Origin of the sequence: Granulicella aggregans, from assembly GCF_025685565.1 — a bacterium.
Lineage (GTDB): Bacteria > Acidobacteriota > Terriglobia > Terriglobales > Acidobacteriaceae > Edaphobacter > Edaphobacter aggregans_B.
In genome coordinates, this window is sequence record NZ_JAGSYE010000001.1 from 2,210,526 (window position 1) to 2,228,482 (window position 17,957).

The 17,957-nt window shown below is 57.4% G+C and carries 13 protein-coding genes; 10 read left to right on the forward strand and 3 right to left on the reverse strand.

Translation table 11 applies throughout. The annotated features are described in order from the left end of the window. Positions 1–165: 165 nt before the first annotated feature. From OHL18_RS08810 to OHL18_RS08855, 9 genes are all read left to right on the forward strand, one after another. The gene (locus OHL18_RS08810; RefSeq protein ID WP_263374435.1) at positions 166–3,312 is read left to right on the forward strand and encodes a TonB-dependent receptor; all 3,147 of its coding nucleotides are present in this window, start codon (positions 166–168) and stop codon (positions 3,310–3,312) included. Between the two features lie 218 nt (positions 3,313–3,530). After that, a complete protein-coding gene (locus tag OHL18_RS08815; RefSeq protein ID WP_263374436.1) occupies positions 3,531–4,184 on the forward strand; it encodes a carboxymuconolactone decarboxylase family protein in 654 nt (217 codons plus the stop codon). Then, positions 4,177–5,457 (forward strand): MFS transporter, encoded by a 1,281-nt coding sequence (locus tag OHL18_RS08820; protein ID WP_263374437.1) that lies wholly within the window; start codon positions 4,177–4,179, stop codon positions 5,455–5,457. Before OHL18_RS08815 ends, OHL18_RS08820 begins: the two co-directional genes overlap by 8 nt. Positions 5,458–5,623: 166 nt before the next feature. Continuing rightward, positions 5,624–8,800 (forward strand): TonB-dependent receptor, encoded by a 3,177-nt coding sequence (locus tag OHL18_RS08825; RefSeq protein WP_263374438.1) that lies wholly within the window; start codon positions 5,624–5,626, stop codon positions 8,798–8,800. Positions 8,801–9,826: 1,026 nt separating this feature from the next. Next, positions 9,827–10,502 (forward strand): IS6 family transposase gene (locus OHL18_RS08830; protein ID WP_263374620.1). Its coding sequence is split into 2 segments (ribosomal slippage): positions 9,827–9,951 and positions 9,950–10,502, totalling 678 coding nucleotides; the frame shifts between segments, so codons are not numbered across the junction. A 715-nt stretch (positions 10,503–11,217) separates the two neighbouring features. Further along, entirely contained in the window at positions 11,218–11,781 is a 564-nt protein-coding gene (locus tag OHL18_RS08840; protein WP_263374439.1) for a hypothetical protein, read from the forward strand. A gap of 288 nt (positions 11,782–12,069) precedes the next feature. Further along, positions 12,070–13,284 (forward strand): Fic family protein, encoded by a 1,215-nt coding sequence (locus tag OHL18_RS08845; RefSeq protein WP_263374440.1) that lies wholly within the window; start codon positions 12,070–12,072, stop codon positions 13,282–13,284. A gap of 162 nt (positions 13,285–13,446) precedes the next feature. After that, on the forward strand, positions 13,447–13,782 hold the full coding sequence (locus OHL18_RS08850; RefSeq protein WP_263374441.1) for a hypothetical protein: 336 nt from the start codon (positions 13,447–13,449) through the stop codon (positions 13,780–13,782). A gap of 186 nt (positions 13,783–13,968) precedes the next feature. Beyond that, positions 13,969–14,361 carry a hypothetical protein gene (locus tag OHL18_RS08855; protein ID WP_263374442.1) on the forward strand — a complete coding sequence of 131 codons (393 nt, stop codon included), beginning with the start codon at positions 13,969–13,971 and terminating at the stop codon, positions 14,359–14,361. 67 nt (positions 14,362–14,428) lie between these two features. Here OHL18_RS08855 and OHL18_RS08860 read toward each other — a convergent pair whose 3' ends face one another. The 3 genes from OHL18_RS08860 to OHL18_RS08870 form a co-directional block, all read right to left on the reverse strand. Continuing rightward, complete coding sequence (locus OHL18_RS08860; RefSeq protein WP_396274164.1) at positions 14,429–14,821, reverse strand: hypothetical protein; 393 nt, start codon at positions 14,819–14,821, stop codon at positions 14,429–14,431. Positions 14,822–14,944: 123 nt separating this feature from the next. Beyond that, positions 14,945–15,946, reverse strand: coding sequence for an amidohydrolase family protein (locus tag OHL18_RS08865; RefSeq protein WP_263374444.1), 1,002 nt, complete (start codon positions 15,944–15,946; stop codon positions 14,945–14,947). Between the two features lie 195 nt (positions 15,947–16,141). Then, on the reverse strand, positions 16,142–16,597 hold the full coding sequence (locus tag OHL18_RS08870; RefSeq protein WP_263374445.1) for a VOC family protein: 456 nt from the start codon (positions 16,595–16,597) through the stop codon (positions 16,142–16,144). A gap of 656 nt (positions 16,598–17,253) precedes the next feature. Here OHL18_RS08870 and OHL18_RS08875 point away from each other — a divergent pair. Next, positions 17,254–17,946, forward strand: a complete 693-nt coding sequence (locus OHL18_RS08875) for an RNA polymerase sigma factor (RefSeq protein WP_263374446.1) — start codon at positions 17,254–17,256, stop codon at positions 17,944–17,946. The last annotated feature ends 11 nt before the right edge of the window (positions 17,947–17,957 follow it).

The window sequence follows — 17,957 nt, forward strand, 5'->3', positions numbered from 1 at the left end:
GTTGACTTGCAGGCTGAGTAGGCAGCGAGGAGGAGACGCAACTCCACCTAGCGGCTGACTCCGCATCATCCCTGCGGCTGAGGCGCAGCTCCTCCACGTTCCGCATAATTCAGACCTGCGAATTGAACCCCAATTTTTTCCATTGAACTCTTCCAAAGGATTTGTATGACCTCGTCTCTTGCGTTGCTCTCTGCTCGTGCCACAACCTATACGAAGGCAGCACCCGTATCCCTTCGTGCCCGCCTTCGCCTGACAGTTCTCTTCGGATTTGCTCTCTTTTTTATGTCGCTGGCTCCCGCCTATGGGCAGCAGTTCGCAACGCTCCGGCTTACAGTCGATGATCCGCAGGGAATCGCCGTGGCGCAGGCAAAGGTGACTATCCGCAACTCCGATACGGGCGTTGTCCGCAACGAAGCTTCAGACCAGCGCGGAGTCGTCTCGATCCCCGGCCTCTCCGCAGGGCAGTACACCGTCACCGTCGATGCGGACTCATTCGCGTCATATCAAGCTCCGCTTGTCTTGACCCTCGGGCAGGTCGCCGATCTTCAGGTGTTGCTGCGCATCCGTACCAACACCGAGCAGGTTGAAGTTCGCGACACCGCCCAGGGCGTCGACAAGGAGCGCATCGAAGGCAGCCAGGTCATCGAGCCGAAACAGATCTCTGACCTTCCCATATCCGACCGTGACTTCATCGACTTCGTCTTACTTACTCCCACCGCCACAGTCGGACGTAACTCCAGCACGGGTGCGCAATCGGCATTTCAAGAGACCGTCCTTGAGGTCAGCTTTGCCGGCCTGCGGGAGACTCATAGTGTCTTCTACGGTCTCGATGGCGTGGACGATACTACCCTGGTCTCGGGCGTGCAGCGCGTCAGCCCGTCGCTCGATTGGGTGCAGGAGTTCCGCGTCGTCAGCGGGCCCGATGCGGCTGGGTCTGGTCTTAGCCTGGGCGCGGCAGTCAACACCATCACCAAATCTGGCACCAACGATCTTCACGGATCGGTCTACGAGTACATTCGCAACAACGCCGCGAATGCCAACAACTTGCTCTCCGCACCCGGCTTTGACACGCTCCGCTTCAACCAGTTCGGAGCCACTGTCGGCGGCCCGCTGCGCAAGGACAAGGCTTTTTACTTCCTCGGTTACGAGGGCCAGCGACGCGCACAATCGCCAATCTACTCTCGCTTTATTCTGAAGTGCATCGACACAGCAGGCTGCCTCGGTCCCGGCACTCCAAGCATCAATCAGATCAAGACCAGCCTCGGTCTTTCGCCGGAGAACCTCGGCTCCATCCTCCAGATTGGCGACTACAACAATGCCTTCGGAAAGTTCACCGATGTTCTGAACCAGCGCAGCACGCTGTCCGTCGGCTATCTCTTCGCGGACGTGCATAACGGCAACACGCCCGCTGCTTCACCCGGCCAGGGCTTGCCCTCGAGCTATCGTGACAACCGCGTCCACGACCAGACGGCCTACGCAAACTTCTTCCACGTCATCAGCAATCATTGGACCTCCGAGAGTTCCGTGAACTTCGGCCGCAGGATTTTCTATATGAATCCTGTCGGCGCTGGCTTCGAGCCCACGATCAACGTCGCGGACACTCTCTACAGTGGCGGTTTCCTTGGGGGCGTCGACTACTACAGCGAGCACCACTTCCAGGCCAAAGAAGCACTGGCCTATACACGCGGCGAACACACCCTCAAATTCGGCGCAGAGCTGGAGCCCGGTTGGTTCAGCGCACAGACTCCCTACTTCACGCCTGGCGTAGGCATCTTCAGCCCGCAGAGCTTCTTCGGCACCGGTCCCTTCGCCGCCTTCGGTCCCGGAACCGCCGTCCAGTTTCTCTTCCAGCAGACCAAGGCTGACTTTGGCCAGCAAGTGCCGCAGCGAAATGTGCCCTTCACGAATGGCTTCTATGACGGCCCCGACGGTCCCGCCCACCAGGCAGCAGACCAGGTTGCTTTTTGGCATAAGCTTGTCGGCCTCTATGTTCAGGATCAGTGGAAGGTCAAACAGAATCTAGTGCTCTCCGCTGGTCTGCGCTACGATGTCGACTTCCTGCCGTCGGCAAGCGACCTCAAGATCGTCGGCCAGATGAACCCCACGAACTACGGTAATGTTCAACCCCGCGTCGGCCTTGCGTATGGATTCCGCAACGGCAAGGGCGCTGTCCGTTCCAGCTTCGGCCTATATACCGGCTCGCTCGAATACAGCAGCCTGGTCAACGGCTGGCATGGTGCATCGCCATTCACCACGATGAATCAGCCTTTGCTGCCCACCTTTGCCAACCCAACGCGAGACCTCGTCGGCTTTGGTCCTGCGGGCATGGTTGGAACTGCCGGTCCGGTTCTCGCCGGCGCGGCTTTCTCGAACTTCACCCACAACGGGATCTATCCGGCTCCCGGAATCCTGAAGCAGTTTCCACTCGGCTTCACCGTACGCAAGTTTCCCTCCAGCTACACGGAACAGGCGAACCTCGAGGTCGAAAACGAACTTGGCGGGAAGTGGTATCTAACGCTTGGATATCACTATGTACACGCCATCCATCTCAACAGCTCGAATACCATCAACGGCACTCCGGCGGGCTTCCTTTCCGATGGGCGACAGAAGTTTACGCCTGCCGACCCGGCCTTCGGCTTCGTCTTGTACGACACGCCATCCGGCTGGTCCATCTACCATGGCGGATCCGTCACGCTGCGCAAGGAGTTCAGCCAGCACTTCAGCGTGCTCACCAACTATGTCTACGGCAAATCGATCGACCTTGCTACTGAAAATCAGCTTCAGGATGAGCCGCAGGACTACCTTCAGCCTCAGCTAGACCGCTCCGTCAGCGACAACGATGTGCGCCATCGCCTCGTCGTCACAGCCCTCGCAGAAACTCCCGAGACCTGGAGCGCGCCATTACGCGGCATCCAGCTTTCCATGCTGAACACGCTGCAGAGCGCACAGGCCTACAGTATCCTTGCCGGGTCCGATATCAATGGCGACGGCTTTCCCTTCAACGATCGTGTCGGCAACATCGGACGCAACACCTATCAGGGCGCCCCGTACTATGACACCGATCTTCGCCTCCAGCGTCTCTTCTCACTCAGTGAACGCTACAAGCTGAACGCCAGCGCTGAGGCGTTGAACGTCTTGAACCGCGTCAACGTGCAGGATGTCGACCAGGTTTACGGCGCGGGAGAGTTCGGCGGTGCGATCCCGAAACACTACGGCGACGGCGTAACCAGCCCGGCCAATCCGACCTTCGGTTCGCCCACCTTTGCTGGAGCGGCCCGGCAGATTCAAATTTCAATCAAGTTGAAGTTTTGACTTTGCCCAAATCTGAGTCTGGATGCTGTGATTGAACGCAAAGCGGGTTAGCCTCTGGTGTCTCCGAACTGGAATCGCCAGGCGCTAACCCGTTCGTGACTAGGGCAGTTGCAATGCCTCACGGCTTTCAAAGCTGAGTCCATCTAAAGATTGAGGACAATGCCAATCGGGCTGCGTAGCATTCTCGTGTCCGCGACTCACATCGCCTTCCAACAACTATGACGATCTCTCAAGACCAACACACTGCGCGGCGCGAAGAACCGCACCCGATTCAAGCTGCGAATCTCGAAGTAGTAAATGAGGCGAACGCTTCTCCCGAGATCAAGCGCCTGTACCAGCAGTTTCGCGAAGACTTTGGCCGCCCTCAGGTGCCAGGCATTCTGCAGTGCTTCGCCACGCACCCGCCGCTGCTCGCCCATATGATGGGCCTGGCAAAGTCGATGCTCTTTGTGGACGGCGCTCTCGGCCGCCAGCACAAGGAGATGATCTCCACCTTCGTCTCCGCAACCAACAGTTGCAGCTACTGTACAGACAGCCACGCCTATTCCTTCCGCATGCAAGGCGGCTCGGCACCAACTCTGGACGCAGTGCTTGCCTGCGATGCCGAGTCTCTCTCGATCACAGCGCAGGAGCGCACCCTACTTCGGTTTGTGAAGAAGATCACAGAGGAGTCGCAATCCATCGCTCCCTCGGATATCGAGACGATGCGACTCGCTGGTTGGACGGACCTGCAGATCGCCGAGGCAATCCATGTGACCGCCCTCTTCGCGACGTTCAACCGCGTTGTAAACGCATTCGGCTTGCCTTCGCAGGAGCTGCTGAAGCAATTCGAGCAACCGCAGCAGGAAGTGGATGATGCTTCCCATGCCTGAAACAGTCCTTGCAAAAGCGAACGATGAAAGTTCGATCCACTATCCCGGCTGGAGTGTAGCGACCGCTGCGTTCGCTGGCGTCATGACGAGCTTCTCGCCGATCGTGCCGTACACCTTCAGCCTCTTCCTGAATCCTTTGCACACGGCCTTCGGCTGGAAGCGGGAGGCGCTCGATGGCACCTTCGCGATCGCTGCCATCACCGTTGCACTAGTGTCCCCTTTTATAGGCATGCTGCTGGACCGCCTTCCTCCCCGGCGCATCATCCTGCCGTGCATCCTGGTGTTCGCTCTTGCTCTCGCTTCGCTCAGCCATCTGAGCGGAAACATCAGCCAGTTCTACTTCACCTTCTTCATGCTCGGACTGGTTGCGAACGGGACCGCTCAGTTCGCTTACACGCGCACGATTCTTACCTGGTTTCAGAAGCGCCGCGGTTTCGCGCTGGCTTTGATCCTGACCGGCAGTGGCGTCGGCTCGATCCTGATTCCACCGGCCACGCAATGGACGATTGCACATCACGGCTGGCGCAGCGCCTATCTGCTGCTCGGTGGGATCGCACTCCTCGGACTGCCACTTACCGCGCTTCTCGTCCGCAATCGTCCGTCCGCAGCTCTGCCGCATGATGAACCTGCTGTCTCAGGTGTCAGTGTGAAGGGGGCCTTCGCGAGCACGGCATTCTGGGTCCTCTGCGGCATCACGGTACTCTCCGCCTTCAGTGAAAACGGGCTGGTCACGAACCTCGCCGCCATCCTCACGGATCATGGTGTCACGCCACAAAGCGCCGCACTCGCTCTGTCGGTGCGAGGCGGTGCCGGCATTCTCGGAAGGCTTGGGGTTGGCTTTCTCATCGATCGATTTTCTCCACAACGAATCCAGACCATGATCCTCATCCTGGCAGCGGTCGGGACGTTGATTCTCGCCTTTGCAGGATCGCCGGCCGTTTCGTTGCTTGGGGCTGCTCTGCTTGGTGTCGGTCTTGGCAGCGAAGCAGACGTTCTGCCCTACCTTCTCGCGCACTATGTCGGTCGAAAGAACTTCTCCGTCCTCTATGGACTGACATGGACGGCCTACGCCATCGGAGGAGCCACGGGACCTATGTTTGTCGGCCATATGTATGACGCCGCCGGGTCCTATCACTCGAGCACCATCGCTCTTCTGGCATTGATCGCATTTGCAGCAGCAGGCGTAAGCCTGCTGCTGCCACGCAGGAAAGGCGTAGCCGGGAACATGGGTGGAGCAGCCTTTGTGGAGAGCCCAATCTCGCTTGAGGAATAGCGGTCGAACGCTCCTTTACGCGCAAAACCATCCGCCTCGTGACTCGTGAATTTCCACCTTTCGATGGATGAAGAAGCTGATCGGCTTCCCTATGATTGCGGCTGATCTTCACAGTTCAATGGTCGAGCGCAAGCAACCACGAAGTCGCTTGCTCCGGAGTCCATGAATGCGTCGCAGCACTTCTCTCATCCTCTCTCTTTGCTTGTTCGTTTTCTTTTATATTGCTGACGCCCAGGTGCCAACCGGCATCATCAGCGGCACGGTTCGCGATTCCAGCGGCCTTGTCATTCAGGGCGTTGTGATTCGCGCCACAAGCCAGGGCCAGGGAAGCGTCCGGCTCGGTGTCACAAACTCCGATGGCTCCTACTCGCTGCCGAACCTCGCGCCCGATCTCTACACGCTCGACATCAACTCTCCAGGTTTGTCGAGCAAGCACTATACGGATGTGAAGGTAGAAGCAGGGAAGGCGCTCACCCTCGACGCTACTCTTGTCGTCGCCGGACAGAATAGCGTCATCGACGTAACTTCGGCGGCGGCTGCGGTTGATCTCGAGCAGTCCATGGTCCAGGGTCAGATCGGCGCAGAGACAATCCAGAGCATCCCGCTGAACGGACGCAATTTTCTCGAACTTGCCTACCTCATCCCCGGCAATCGGCCCGCGCCCATCTTCGATCCCACCAAGACCAACACGCTTGAAATCAGCTCGACCGGCGGCTTTGGACGTGGCGGCAACATCACCATCGACGGCGGCGACAACAATGACGAGATTGTAGGCGGCACGCTGAGCAATCTGCCCGAAGACTCCGTCTCCGAGTTTCAGATCGCCACGGCGCGTTTCACGGCCCAGGTCGGCAGGTCCGGCAACAGCATCATTAACGTAGTGACGCGAAGTGGCGGCAATAACCTGCACGGGTCTTTGTTCTTCTTCGAACGCAATCGTCACCTGCAGGGGCTTCCTGCTACCTTTGATCGCACGCAACCGGTGCCGCGATTCGACCGCGAACAGTTCGGAGGCTCGCTTGGCGGCCCTATCCTCCGCGAGAAGGCTTTCTTCTTCACCTCGGTTGAAGATCGCAACCAGAACGCCGCGTTACAAACTGGAACGCGCGACTTTACCACCGGCACTATCCGCAACACGTCCGCCGGAGCGCCCTTGCGCGACGTTCTCCTCTCCAATCGGCTTGACTACCATGCAAACGAGAAGAACCTGTTCAGCCTCCGCTACAGCTTCAATCGTTCAACTGAGACTGCCATCGCCAGCGCCTCCGCATCCACTCCACAAAGCACCGCAGCCGAGCGGCAGAACTCGTTGAACCGCTTCCACTCCGTGGTGGGTTCATGGACTACAGTCCTCGGCACAAATAAGACAAATGAATTCGCCGTCCACTTCGATAACTTCTACAACAGCGTCCCCACCTTCCCGCAAAACGAGTCCCTGACCAACCCCCAACTGAACTTAACAAATGAGCTCATCTTCCCCGATCTCGCAGACGGAGCGAACTTCAACATCCCGCAATCGACACACCTGAATCGGGAGCAGCTTCGCGATAACTTCACGATCTCGCTTGGCAAACACATCCTGCATACCGGCATAGAGTTTCAGCACTACCGCAACAGTGGCGAGATCAACGTCTTCGGCACCGGGACCGTCATTCTGACAACGGACTTCGGCTTTGCGGATCTCAACGGAGACGGCGTCGTCAACGATCTCGACATCCCCGTCGCTGTCGGGATCCACAGCTCCGCACCAATCGCACCGGTGCAGTTGCCGCATGTGCTGAACAACTACACCGCCGGCTATGTGCAAGACGACTGGCGGGTGACCCCTCGTCTCACGTTGAACCTTGGTCTTCGCTATGAATACGATTCCAATGCGACCGGCCAAAGCCGCGATCATCTACCCTGCCCAACCTTGACGACGATCACCGCAACTCCCTGTACCTGGATGGCAAACGTAATTCCGCTGATCAAGAATCCAGATCTGAAAGACTTCGGCCCGCGCGTCGGCTTCGTCTTCGATCCATTCGGAAGCGGCAAGACCGCTCTCCGCGGCGGCTACGGTATCTACTACGACCGGATCATCGTTGAGGCGGGCGCAAAGGAGATTATCCAGAATGACCGCGCGTTGACGGTCACACAGTATGCGGGCTCCAGTTGCACCAACCCGAATATTCCCGCACCGGCCAGTCTCGACCTATGCTTTGCGCCCGGCTCTTCGTTTGCCCCTGGCAGCCCCACGATCAGTAACGCCTTCAGCGGCCCGCACCAGACCGGCGGAGTCGGCATCGTGGCCCTCGGTCCCAACTCCCATCACCCGCGCTTTCAGCAGTTCTCGCTGGGCGTTCAACAACAGATTGGAAGCAATTGGATCGTGACTGTCGACGGGGTTCACGTCTTCGGCGAGCGTCAGCTCATCGGCAGCCTGCTTCGCAACACATCGTCCACATCGCCTTACATTGCCTGCCCCGGCAGCAACAAGCCTTGCATCATCACCGATCCCGCTACGGGTATCTCGGATAGCGTCACCATCCTCGACTCATCCGCAAAGAGCTGGTACGACGGTCTGCTGGCCAGCGTCGGTCGTAAGTCAGCGGCCGGTCGCCGCTATGGATACGAGTACCACGTCAGCTACACCCTCTCGAAGACCTTTGACTACTCCAATGACGATCAACTTGAGAATGGCAATCAAGACGAACAGGTGAACCTGGTGGAAGGTACCGCGGGACTTCGTCGCGAGAAGGGCTACTCCCTCACCGACGAGCGCCACCGTCTCACCCTTTACGGTGAAGCGAAGCTGCCCTACGGCTTCTCCGTCGCACCCATCTACACCTTCGGCTCCGGAGTCGCCGCGGACACCTTCATCCCCGGTACCGCCAGCAGCACGACGGGTGCCAGCGGCTCGCGGCTGCCCTTGCTACCGCGGAACGCTCTGGGTCGCGAGATCAAGAACAGCGATCAACTCAACGCGGTCATCGACCGATGGAACGCACTGCCGGCATGCCCTGCGACGACTCCCTGTAATGCCGGCGGCCAGCTGGCCCATGTTCCGGGCGGAATCAACTTCCTCAGTCCGTTCAGCTCGGTCGATCTTCGTCTCCGAAAGGCATTCAACCTGCATGATCGCGCGACTCTCAGCTTGATCGGTGAAGGGTTCAACCTACTCAACGAGGTGAACGTTCGTGGTACCTCAAACGCTAACTTCGCAGGCCGAGACATCTCCATCGGAGCTGCATCCACCGCCCCCGTCCAAGCCAATTTTTACAACGCAGTGACTACCGCAGGTGGCTTCTTCGGATCGGGTGGCCCTCGTGCGTTCCAATTGGCAGCGCGCCTTGAATTCTAAGACTTTCGCGTAACGCACTCTCGGATACGTACACAGTGACTGAAATGGAGCAATCGAGAGTTATTACCGAAAAGAAGACAGACCTGAATGGATACCCAGTGGCGGCCTACGAGACCACGACATGAGGCTGGTAACCGGCGACAGCATCTATTTGCTTGACGACAAGTTCGAGGTTCAGAACTACTGTGACATGCCGTGGCTGAAGATTCATCCGAACTCATTGCGTCGCACAAAAAAGAAGCGTTCTATAGCGACATGCAAGTGTTCGTAGCCATGCTGACTCCCACTTAGACCACCTATGGGCAAGAATCATTCGTTGGGGATGAGTGTCATCTCCAACGAAACGACTTCCCCGACCGGGACCATGAGTTGCTATTTCCTGACAGCCGGGTACTGAGCAAGGGCGTTTGCAGGACGTCCCACCCCCCGGTCTCGCGGTGGCTCGCGCAGCTTACGTGTCGACGGAATCGCTGGTATCTTACCGTCGGATACGCGGGTCCTTTTACCGGAAGACAAGCTATACGCCTAACTCGCATCGCTGGACCTTCATCCGAGCGGACCATGAGCCGGGGAGTTCGGTCTCTAGGAACGCCGTGGCCACCTGCAGTTCAACGGAACTTGAGCAAGCATAAATTCAACCAAATGGTTGAGTGACAACGCGACTTCGGGCCTTGTATACCTTTCATCATGAAATCTGCCCTTATAACTCTGTGGTCCAGGCTTATGGTGATCAGGTCCCGATGCCCCATCGCGAAGTACTACGGCGTATCCGCCAAGGGCCTATAAACGTAGATTGGCTGTAGAATCTCGAGCAAACCCGTTCAGCACCGTTACTCTGGGCGTGGAATTCGCCGAATGAACCGGTGTGCCCGGCGTCAAGGCTGCCGTCGCAAACCCTGTCTTTCATGCCACCGAAGTTCGCATCAGCATGCTGCCATTTAGGTTCTGTCGCAATAGCGCGCTTTGCTATTCTTTGTGCTTAGGGCGAGGGGTTGGAGAGCGATGAGACAGACGTTGAATCCAGAGATGGCAAAGGTCTTAAAGCGCTTGCACTATCCTCTGGCTGTGATTCTGGGCTGTGTTCGCTGGTATAGCGCGTATCGGTTGAGCCTTAGGCACTTGGAAGAGATGATGGCCGAGCGCGGTTTTTTTTGATCACTCGACGGTGCACCGCTGGGCGATCAAATTGTTACCAGTCCTGAAGAAGGCGTTCCGACACTCCAAGCGCAAGGCCGGAAGGAGTTGGCGAGTGGACGAGACCTACATCAAGTTTAGGGGCGAGTGGAAGTATCTGTACCGTGCGGTCGAGGAGGCAGGCGACACCGTCGATTTCTTGCTGCGGGCGCATCGCGACAAGGCCGCGGCACGCAGGTTCTTCGAACAGGCTGTTGAGCGAAACGGCGCACCCGAGAATGTGACCATCGATAAGAGCGGCTCGAATGTGGCGGCTCTGGAAGCAATGAACGGCGGACGAAGGAAGCGGATCGTCGTGCGTCAGGTCAAGTATCTGAACAACATCGTTGAGCAAGACCACCGTGCCATAAAACGCCGAACCAGACCGATGCTCGGCTTCAAGGATTTTCGCTGCGCCCGCATCCTTCTCTCCGGCATCGAACCCATGCACATGATCAAGAAGGGGCAAATGAAAGACGGCGGCAGGGGACAAACCCCTGCACAGCTGTTCTACTCCTTGGCAGCATAATTAGCCCGACCGCATCCGCCTTTGATCGTCCAAGCATCCTTATCGCGACAGAACCTTCCCGGACGGTCTCATACGTCACTCGCACATCGCGCACAGCTATCATCTCTTCGAGATTGCGATAGCTCAGAGAGAAACGAAAATACAGCCAGACGCAGTGCTCCACTGCTTCGATCGGAAAGCGATGACGGCGATACCGTTCAGACCTGCTCATCACCTCAGCTTCTCACATCCATTAAGTTGACAATGCCCGTAAAAGAGGTGAGTCGGTAAATATGGCACTTCATGCGCAGGCCGCGTTCGTCTCCGGACCGTGCAAGAAGACGCTTGCCGACTTTCGGGTGCTTAGTGACAGCTTGAATGATGTGAGTCAAAGGTGTTTCGAGACACATATAGGACACATTCTTGCCCCCAAAAGGCACCTCTGAGTACCACTCGGCACTACAACTCAGCTAATTCCCGATTTTTATTATCAATAGCTTACGTTGATTCTAAAACGCTTAGCGAAATTGGAAGGCGGCCCTGAAAAGGCCGGCGTCGGCGGTTCGATCCCGTCTCTGGCCACCACATTCTAAAGCACTTAGCTTGCTCTAGTGTCATCGCTCCAGTCCGCTCTCAGTCCGCATTTGAAGACGTGTTAGAAGCCATTTCTGTAGCTGCTTGATGATCAGGGACTTACCGCAAATCATCCGTTTCGTATTCGTCGAGTTCCGCGACCTTGAACCTGTCTGTGGCCGGCGGCCCGCGTCAGTCTGTCTTGCGGCCCATCGAATTGGAGAAGCCCGCCCTCGCCGAGGCGATTCACAAGGAAGCACTTTTCGGAGCGCACCGATTGTTTGATCCGGCCGCAGGTGTGGAGCGAGAGATCGACGGCGACACCCTGACGGTGCAACAGGAGCGCGGCAACGCTCAGATTCTGCTCAACGAGCAGGGCTCCATACTCGTAACGCTCCCGCTGGAGCGCTCGGAAAGCATGATGGCGGAGCTGATTTACGAGCGAATTCAGAGCCAGTGCGGTGAAGCCTTAGGCTTTGCCGCGTGGCTCCTCGATCACATCGACCCGACTCAGCGCCTCAGCCATGTGGCAGTGGCATTGAGCCTTTCGAACGCCGAACATATGGCTTGGCGCACGCAGCGGGAGAGTGAAGCCAGTCCCAACCGCATGAGCATGGGAATGGGCGGGGATAATAACAGCGCCGTTCACGTCAATAGAACGCGGTCAGCGTTGAGACTGGACTCAGCCCGTCTGGTTGAGGATCTGATTGTTCCATTACGCCGTTAATGGCGATGAGGGATGCAGGGATTATTTCGGATTGGAGTCGCTGTCGTTACCACGCGATAACACCAGGCTTGAATTGAAACATAAGTCAGTCCACGTCTTTATTCTGATTGGCACTGATGGATTCGCCTCGAATCGAGGCGCGGACTGAAGCGTCTCTGTATCTGCAAGTGATCGGCAACCTATCCAATCTAGCGGACATTTATGCGGACATTTATGCGGCTCATTGTCGGCCTTGCATTTCTGCATGTACATGGTAATGATTGATTTATACTCATATTTGGAGCGGTCATGGAAGCGGACATTGGAGCGGAAGACCGAGGTGAACTGACTTCGCTTATGGACCCGTTGCTGATCAGCGATGGCTCACGCCACCGCCCTGCGCTCACGGATCTTGCTTTTGACCTCACGCAGAAGTCCGCAGGTTTTCGTCGCAGCCTCCCGCCGAGTCTGCTCACGTCGCTCGCCACGCTCGTGCGTTCCATGAATTGTTACTATTCCAACCTTATTGAAGGTCACGATACGCATCCGGTGGATATCGAGCGGGCGCTCAAGAATGACTACAGTACCGACGCGCACAAGCGCGATCTGCAGCACGAAGCCAAAGCGCATATCACGGTTCAGAAGTGGATCGACGAAGGCGGCCTGAATGGCGCGCGCGCATGTACTGCCGAAGGTATCCAGGAAGTCCATAGGCGCTTCTGTGAGCTGCTGCCGGAGGATCTGCTCTGGGTAGAAGACCCCTCCACCAAAGAGCGCCACCGGGTTGTCCCCGGAGAACTGCGAGGCAGGGATGTGCAGGTCGGCCGTCTTGTTGCCATCAGCCCTGGCTCCGTGCCCCGCTTCTTGCAGCGCTTCGAGCAGGTTTTCAGTGGCCTTGGCAAAACCGAGTCGATTCTCGCGGTTGCCGCCGCGCATCACCGATTGCTCTGGATACATCCTTTCTTGGACGGCAATGGCCGAGTCGCACGACTGATGTCCCATGCCATGCTGCTTTCAACACTCGATACGGGTGCTGTCTGGTCCGTCGCCCGGGGCCTTGCTCGCAACTCGAAACAGTACAAGGATCTTCTGTCTTACTGCGATATGACGCGCCGCAACGATTTGGACGGACGCGGCAACCTGAGTGAAGAAGCCCTTGCGGAATTCACCCGCTTCTTCCTCACCGTCTGCATCGACCAGGTCACCTTCATGGAAAGTCTTGTACAGCCAGCACATCTCAGGGCGCGCATCCTGCTCTGGGCGGAAGAGGAGATAAAGTTGGGCACCCTGCCCGCCAAATCCGGCAGCATCCTTGAGGCGATCCTTTATCGCGGCGAGCTTCCGCGCGGCGAAGCCGACTCCATCGTGAGCACCGGACCTCGTCAGGCACGCAGGATTGTCTCTGCGCTTGTGGAGCGCGGTGTTCTGGAGTCCGAAAATCCTCGCGCACCGTTGCATCTCACTTTTCCTGCGACACTGGCGCATCGCTGGATGCCGGGATTATTTCCGGAAAAAGCAGCTTAGAGACGCAAGATGCGGTCGCCTGGCTCAGGAGGCAGGTCGACCCCTCCTCCGATGTTTATCTGTGATAGATTCTAAAGTCCTTACAAAGCCAGCGAGGGTCGCCTAAGCGCCTCGAAGTCGCCCTGATCATCCCAATGTGTCGGGAGTTTTGGATAATTCCCGGTGGAAATTGTTCGCCTTTTATTCTCCTATAATCGCTCCATGGGCGAGCGAGCATTGCCGGTAATCTGCGATTACGTCATAGGGTGCAAGTGCCGTTCGGAGCCGATCCCGGCCATGGTGGAAATACCGCCTGCATCCTGGATCGGCGACGACTGCCCCCTCTGTGCGGCAAGGCGGCACTACTTCCCGCAGGAAATCTTCCAAGGACAGCTGTCGATGCGCCTCATCCGTAAGCCGGTCCGGTCGGAGAGAGAGTTAGAAGTGGGCGAGATGAAACGTGCGGTTGCGCGCGAGGAAGAAGCCCGGGTCCGTGACCGGTTTGTTCGACGCTTGTGATCGCTGCCGTCCGGTTAGCGAAAGACGAGAACATCAGCAGGTCCTCTCCCCGGGTTTTTAGCGTAATTTCCGACTCGATAGCACTCGCAAGGGCGATTCTGGACAAGGTTGTTCGCTGAAACCACCCGCCTTCCAAAAATAAACTTGAGTACCTCTCTGGTTGTATGTTGACACGACTCGATCTTGATGGTCCACGCGGGCAAGTGGATCTTTGCCGAGTTCCTGCGGCTCGCGTGGAATGCCGACAGAAAGGTCATCGCTGAAACAATCGCCGATATCATCCAGCTGGAACACTCGCTTATTCACGAACTCGATGGCACCCCGCTGATCCTCGATCAGAGTGTCAGCGCCCCGGAAGAGATCCTGCTTCTGTTGAATCATGCTGAAGGCCACAAAATCAGCAAAGATAAGCTGACTCAACTTGCAAAGAACAATACTCCTAAATCCGTGGCGACTGCCATCTCTCGTCTTACGACGAGCAATGAGATCAGAACGACTGGCGTAGCCGGTGAAGTGGCATTGACTCCGAAAGGCCAAAAGCGAGTTATCGAGAAGGTCATTCCCAAGCTCAAACGCTGAGCATCCCTCCGGCTCTTTCGGCTTGGCCTGAGCCGAACTCGCGGCAAACCCCTCCAGTACCCCTCGGTTACAAAGCATCCACTGCTGGCGTAAACGATCTGCCCCCAACGCTTGCTTTAAGTCGTGCCATTCTGCCCGCCTTACTGCGATTTCGCTCCGCGATTGCGGCTCGGAATTCATCGCCCGTCTTCTTCCACCAGGTCATCTCCACGGCTTCGATAGGGGCTCGCGCATGCTTGCGCACCAAATTTACCTGCACGCCCATATCCGACAAACCGTTCACTTCCAAGAGGGCTGGTTTTATTACGAATCTCATGAAGTTATCGCCGCGTTCGTATGCATCGGGAGGAACACCGACCAATTCTCTGAAACGCTTGATCGGGATGATTTCTACGCACCTGTCCAGATTCGTTCGCAGGCAAATCATCTCGTAGAGTGCAATGGCATACTTGCTCGACATCGAATAAGAAATCTCACACCGGATGCGTCCCCAACGGTTTGACCGCGCCAGAATGTCACGCAAGTCGCGAGGTATGCCATCGATCCTCAAGTCACCGCAAGAGAGGGAATCTGACTGCTCTCTTCAGGAAGAAGCGGCGCGCCCGAGATCGACCGCTTTGGTCAGGCGCTCCCAATTGCCATGGGCAAATAGTTCCTTCTCTTCGCGCGAAAGAACTGCTTCGTTGAGGAAGGAAGCTCCAGCGCCTCCCGGACGGTACTGGTAAGGATAGTCGGTGGAAAACAGGATGCGCTCCGGTCCGACAATTTCAAGCGTGCGGTGAAGATAGGACTGATTCCACATGCCACTCGGAGTGACGTAGAGATTGTTTCGCATGTAGTCGGCGACGGGCCTTTGCAGCTTCGCAACTCGCGCGAGCGAGTTGAGCCGCTCTAGGTAAAAGAGGACAACCTCGCCCCAGTGGCCGAGGATGATCTGCAGATCAGGGTATTGATCGAAGACGCCTGCCAGCATCAGCCGCACGAACTGGATGCCGGCCTCGTAGTGCCATCCCAAAGCGAACGTCGCGAACGCCGTGTCGATCAGCTCTCCAAATCCGGAGTAGTAAGTGTCTCGAACTGCGCGTTGCGGGATCTGCGGATGCACGAAGACAGGAACGCCGAGCTTCGCGGCGGTACTGAATAGAGGTAAGAAGTCCGGGTGATCCAGGTTCTTGTCGCGGGTTCTCCCGCAAAGCATCGTTCCAACCAATCCGAGCCTCTGCACTCCTCGCTCGAGCTCGATTGCGGCGTCCGCCGGAGAGGCAGTGGGCAACGTGGCGAAACCCTGGAACCGCTTGGGGTACTTCGCTATGGTGGCCGCGACGAGGTCGTTGGTGCACCGCGCCAGAATCAAGCTCTCTTCCGGGTCAAGGTTATGCAGAGCTGGCGTAGTGACCGAGAGAACCTGCACTTCCACGCCGCTTTCGTCCATCAAGGCTATCCGGCCCTGCCCGAGGTCATCGAGCCGCTCTTCGATCTCGCCACGGTCAAACCCGGCGGTACCTTCCTGCCCAATTGCTGATGTCGCCCATGCGGCACGAATCTCGGCGGTGAGGAAATGCTCTTCGATCGCAATAAGCTTCATTATTCTCTGGTCTCTTCCATCCGAAGTTTGGTCTGGGGCAACTGCGGGGCAACCTCAACAATAGAGGGGACGCCTCTTCCAGAGGTGTTGAGGACAATTACATCGTGAGCCCGAGTTCGCGCAAACCTCGCAGAGTCTCGATTCGAAGAACACGCTATGCTGCGGGGGTCACCGTGCTGCATAGCGTTAGCGCTTCTAGCTCGCCTGTGCAGCCGCTTCAAGCGTGGGAAGGTCCATCTTGATCATCCCCATCATGGCTTGCATCGCTTTGGGATGGCTGATCAACTGGCCGATATTTCTCGGCACGACCTGCCAGCAAAGTCCGAATCGATCCGTGAGCCAGCCGCAGGCCATTGGTTTGCCGCCTTCGATCAGCTTGTCCCAGTAGCTGTCGATCTCTTCCTGGGAGTCGCAGCGGACGAAGAAGGAGAAGGCGGGGGTGAGTTGATACGAGGGGCCGCCGTTGAGAAAGACCATCTCCTGCCCTTGAAGCTCGATAGTGATCGTGGCAATCTTGCCGGCGGGCCATGGCCCTACACCTTTGGAGCGCACCTCATCGAGCTTGCGTGCGTGCGGGAAGACGTTCAGGTAGAACTCGGCGGCTTCTTCCGCGTTGTCATTGAACCATAGAAATGGCGCAAGGTTATTCATGGCGGCATACTACCAGACCGGAAGTCATGTCACGCAAATTGGCTTTCTGCAGCTGATGATGGACACCTTTGATGGGCTGCGCTTGCAGTCGTATGTCAGATTGGCAACGCCGAGGTTGCACTCAGGACCGGCGCTTTCTGCGTGCCATCATGCGGCGCCGCTTGCTTGTTGTCGCCACGGCGATCTTCCGGAGCAGGTTTGCTAACTGCTCCGCCGGACCCCTTTCGTGTTCGTTCACTTCGAGACGATCAAAGCAGGTCGCCGCGCCGCGAAGTGATCCGGTAAGACCTCCCATCGGACGGTCTTCGAAAGGGGTGGGTGGAGCAGAGCTGTCTTCGGTTACAGGAACCTGCCGCCTCTTGCTGATGCTTCCCCATGGGGGCAGGAAAAAGGGTGAGCTGCCGGGAGAGAGGCGCATGAAAACTCGACTCGATCGTTCGCGCATGATCCTCGATTCTTTCGCCTAGAGGCAGACTTCGAATCTCCTCTTTAGCCGGAGTGATCCGTAGCGAGGTCGAAGAGTTCCAGCCTTGCCTGCCCAGTCGAACTTGTTTCTATCGTGGAAAAGACGAGGGAATCGGCGGTTTCCCTTTGCCCTAACGGGCAAACATCAAAAAGAGGTTGCTTTCATGTAAACTAGCGATCCCGAGGGCCCGTTGATTCTAGACAGGGAGATGAAGACGACGGAGCTTATCAGGGCGTGCGCCGAATCCGGTCATGCCGCGCCCTGGGAGGCTTTCGTGCTTCAATATCAGCGCCCTATCAGCCTTTCCGTCCTGCGCACTCTGCGCCGCTGGGGGATATCCGCCCCCGACATCGTCGAGGACCTTGTCCAGGAGACTTACCTGAAACTCTGTCACGACCGATGCAGGAAGCTTCTGAGGTTTGCGACTGACCATCCTCACGCAGTTAGCGGGTACATCAAGACTGTCGCCACGAACGTAGCCCACGATTACATCAAGTCGCAGAGGACCCAGAAGCGCGGAAACGGAGAGGTTGGTCAATTCTCCGGCCACCTGGAACCCGAAGCCGGGCGTGATAGTTCGGGCGGCGCAGAGTCGATCCGCGCCGCCATTCTGATGCGCGAGATCGACGAGTGCCTGGTGGAGTGCACGGAAGGCACTGCCCAGGCGCGCGACCGCCTTATCTTCTGGCTTCACTATCAGCAGGGAATGACCGCCACCGCGATCGCAGCCATCCCCGCTATCGGACTCACAACAAAGGGCGTAGAGAGCGCCATCTTCCGGCTTACCCGCCAGGTGCGGCTCCGGATGACCTCCAAGACGGGCCCGCCCGGCAGCCGGTCTGGTTCGACGGCAAAAGGATTCGGGCGCGCGGAGTCGTACTAGACAGGAGAACT